Origin of the sequence: Anabaena subtropica FACHB-260 (assembly GCF_014697105.1) — a bacterium.
Taxonomy (GTDB): domain Bacteria; phylum Cyanobacteriota; class Cyanobacteriia; order Cyanobacteriales; family Nostocaceae; genus Trichormus; species Trichormus subtropicus.
On sequence record NZ_JACJRF010000093.1, the window covers coordinates 1 to 3560 of the forward strand.

At 38.1% G+C, this 3560-nt stretch carries 3 protein-coding genes and 2 pseudogenes; 1 reads left to right on the top strand and 4 read right to left on the bottom strand.

Annotation, left to right across the window (positions count from 1 at the left end):
• Nucleotides 1–182: 182 nt before the first annotated feature.
• Together H6G18_RS24395 and H6G18_RS24400 are read right to left on the bottom strand one after the other, a co-directional pair.
• On the bottom strand, nt 183–839 hold the full coding sequence (locus H6G18_RS24395) for an ATP-binding cassette domain-containing protein (protein WP_242040461.1): 657 nt from the start codon (nt 837–839) through the stop codon (nt 183–185).
• Nucleotides 840–949: 110 nt separating this feature from the next.
• Nucleotides 950–1607, bottom strand: a pseudogene (locus H6G18_RS24400) (ABC transporter permease subunit); the annotation flags it as partial.
• Nucleotides 1608–1678: 71 nt separating this feature from the next.
• Here H6G18_RS24400 and H6G18_RS24405 point away from each other — a divergent pair.
• Nucleotides 1679–2787, top strand: a protein-coding gene (locus H6G18_RS24405) for an IS630 family transposase (RefSeq protein ID WP_190409669.1) whose coding sequence is annotated in 2 segments (ribosomal slippage) — nt 1679–2090 and nt 2090–2787 — 1110 coding nt in all. Because the reading frame shifts where the segments join, the coding sequence is not laid out codon by codon here.
• Here H6G18_RS24405 and H6G18_RS24410 read toward each other — a convergent pair.
• Together H6G18_RS24410 and H6G18_RS25420 are read right to left on the bottom strand one after the other, a co-directional pair.
• Nucleotides 2770–3153 carry a hypothetical protein gene (locus H6G18_RS24410; RefSeq protein ID WP_242040462.1) on the bottom strand — a complete coding sequence of 128 codons (384 nt, stop codon included), beginning with the start codon at nt 3151–3153 and terminating at the stop codon, nt 2770–2772. The genes H6G18_RS24405 and H6G18_RS24410 overlap by 18 nt on opposite strands.
• A 314-nt stretch (nt 3154–3467) precedes the next feature.
• A pseudogene (locus H6G18_RS25420) lies at nt 3468–3560 on the bottom strand (IS982 family transposase); the annotation flags it as partial.

Sequence of the window (3560 nt, forward strand, 5' to 3'; positions counted from 1 at the left end):
ATTTCCTGCCCTTTAATCAGATATAGGGCTTGTATTCGTTCTTTGCACCGAGACTGTTTTTGATGTCTGAGCCACTCCTCTAGTTCCTCGACACTTTCTTCAATCTCAATATGCGTTACCCCTGCCATCACATACCCTGAATACTACTTCTGTCTATATTTACCATCTGTCGCATTCTTTTTTCAAATTGGTATTACAGGTAAATCTAACGCAACTCGTCCATCTTCAATTACTATAACTCTGTCTGCCAACGCCACAGCTTCTTCTACATCATGGGTAACTAAAAATGCCGTAAAGCCTCGCTCTTGCCACAAATCTTCGATAAGATGTTGCATTTCTAGGCGAGTTAACGCATCCAATGCTCCCAAAGGCTCATCAAGTAGTAATAGATGTGGTTGACTCACCAAGGCTCTGGCTAATGCTACTCGTTGTCGTTGCCCTCCAGATAACACATAAGGCCATTCACCAGCTCTATCTTTAAGTCCTACTTGTTCTAATACCCACGTAGCTTTAGCACGCCAATTTTCTTGCAAACCCAAACCCACATTATCTATCACACGTTTCCAAGGTAGTAATCGGGGGTCTTGAAACATCACCCTTACAGATTGACTCAGCTTACGTAGTGGTTCGCCATCTAATAATATACCGCCTGTCGTAGGTTTATCTAACCCCGACACTAGCCGCAGTAAGGTACTTTTACCGCAACCACTACGCCCCACAATAGCAATAAATTCTCCTGGTGCTACTTCTAGATTTAATGAGTTTAAGACAGTTTTGTTGCCAAAAACTTTGTTTAAACCCAAAATATTGAGTTGTGAACCTCGTATATTTGAAATCATATGAATTTTCCCTTGTTTTCGAGTTTTTCAGGCATTGAGAATTTGACATTTTTAAAGGTAATAAATGAAAATCAAAAACTAAATAAGTGTTTAACTTTTGTCCTAGAATTTTACCCAGCAGATGTGTAATTGGGATTCCATGATAAAAATTTGTTTTCTAGAACTTTGGCTATAGAATTTGCTAGTTTACCTAGTAATGCATAGATGACAATACTTAACACCACAATGTCTGTTTGCATAAACTCACGGGCGTTCATTGCCATATAACCAATACCGGAATCTGCTGCAATTTGCTCAGCTACAATTAATGATAGCCACATAATACCCAAAGAAAAGCGGACACTAATCAAAATTGAAGATAAAGCTCCTGGAAAAACAATTTGCCACAAGAGGTGGGATGTTTTTAAGCCATAAACTCTACCCATTTCAATTAGTCCAGTATCTACACTACGAATTCCATGATGGGTATTAAGATAAATCGGAAAAAATACACCTATAGAAACAAGAAATAATCTAGCTTGATCACCAATTCCAAACCATAAAATTACTAGGGGAATTAATGCTAAGTTAGGAATAGTACGCAACATTTGCAGAGAACTATCTAACAATTTTTCTGAAAGCCTAGAAAACCCAGGTCAGTAATCCTAAAACAAAGCCAACTCCGCCGCCAACTATAAAACCAGACATAGCACGCGCAGCACTGATTCCCATGTGTTGGAAAAGCTCTCCAGTTGAAGCTAACTTAAATGCCGTAAAAATTACACTGCTAGTAGTCTGCCAAGGTAATTTTGCTAGGTAATAACCTCTACTTGATAAACTAGTCAGAAAAGGGGTTGAGCATGGCAAAAAAGTATATTGTAGATTTAAGTGAAGATGAAGTTTTACAATTGCAAGCAATCCTGAAAAAAGGAAAGCACAAAGCAAGAACTATCACCCGTGCAAACATTCTTTTGATGGCGGCTGAGAGAGAAACGGATACGGCGATCGCTGCGGCAGTGCGAGTTCATGTTGCCACAGTGGAAAGGACAAGAGAAAAGTTTGTTATTGGCGGATTAGAGTTTGCTTTAAAGGATGGGGAACATCCACCAAAACCAAAAAAATTAAATGAAAAACAAGAAGCATTTTTGATTGGGACTGCTTGTTCTAATCCGCCAGAAGGAAGAGTGCGTTGGACAATGCAACTATTGGCAGATCATTTGGTGAGTGTTGGGATAGTAGATTCAATTTCCGACGAAACGATACGCCAGACTCTAAAAAAAATGAAATCAAACCGTGGTTAAAAGAACAGTGGTGTATTCCAGAAGTTAACGCAGAGTATGTGTTCAGAATGGAAGATGTTCTGGATTTATACAATGAGCCATACAATCCGAAAAAACCTGTACTCTGCTTGGACAAACGCCCATATCAATTAGTAGAAGAAGTTAGAAAACCAATACCCTCAGAACCAGAGCAACCTGAACGTTATGACTATGAATACAAACGCAACGGAGTCGTAAATTTATTTGCCTTTTTTGAACCTTTAGCCGGGTGGAGACATATTGAAGTTACACAACGTCGTACAAAAGTAGACTTTGCCAAACAATTAAAAAATTTGGTAGATGTTTATTACCCCCAAGCTGATGTGATTCGTTTAGTTGTTGATAACCTAAATATTCATACTCCAAGTGCATTATACGAAGTTTTTTCGCCACAAGAAGCACGCCGAATTATTCAAAAATTAGAGTTTCACTATACTCCTAAACACGCTTCTTGGTTAAATCAAGTAGAAATTGAGTTATCTGTTTTATCTCGTCAATGTTTAGAACGACGTATTCCTAATGTAGAAACATTATCTTCTGAAATTGCTGCTTGGCAGTCACAACGTAATCAACAAAAAGCCAGTGTTTTTTGGGGTTTTAAAACCAAGGATGCACGTAAAAAAATGCAGCGTTTATATCCGAGCATTTAACCTAGCAAAATTTCCTTGGCAGACTACTAGAGACTGTAAAGCTTGAAATGCCCAATCTGTAGGCTGAACATCAGATAATTCAGAAACAGATGTAACTTGTTCTAGGGAGTTTTCTTCATCTGTGAGATTCTCTTGAGAAAATAGATTTTCTGTTTGAGATAGTAAATAATCTGGCGTTTCAATTACCTCTACATTGGCAATTTGATTTGATTCAGCCTGAGTTGCACTATTTGACTCAGATAAATTCAGTGTTTCCGATGCGATCGCCGAAGGCGGGGCTTCCGCCATCGCATCTGAAGACAGGATGAAAAATACATTAAAAAGGGCTGGGACAACTAGCCCATAGTTCCATAAAACTTTAAACATCGGTTATTGAGTTATGCACAAAAAATCAACAAATCTTTGCTTGCTAGTACCTCAAAGGATTTGACATCCCAATTACACATCCTTTTGAGGACAAATCTTTTTCAGATAGATTGCCTTACAAAATTTTGGCAAAGACTAAATGGTGTTAAATATTGCAAACTAAGCAAGAAACGCAGGAAGTGGGATGCTCCATTGAGACGTAAGAATTTGAATTAGCCTAAATTGTGACTGTAAGTAAACTACTAAAAGTCTATCTAGATTTAGTAATTTAGCTATTAGGTTTGAATATTTGCATAAAATACGTCTAATGTGAATTAAAGAGAATGAGACTGGAAGGTGAGAACATCAATACCAAAAAGGCGGCGAAGCAATTTGCGTAGTGTGTGAGAGGCGATTTTGGCAGCAAT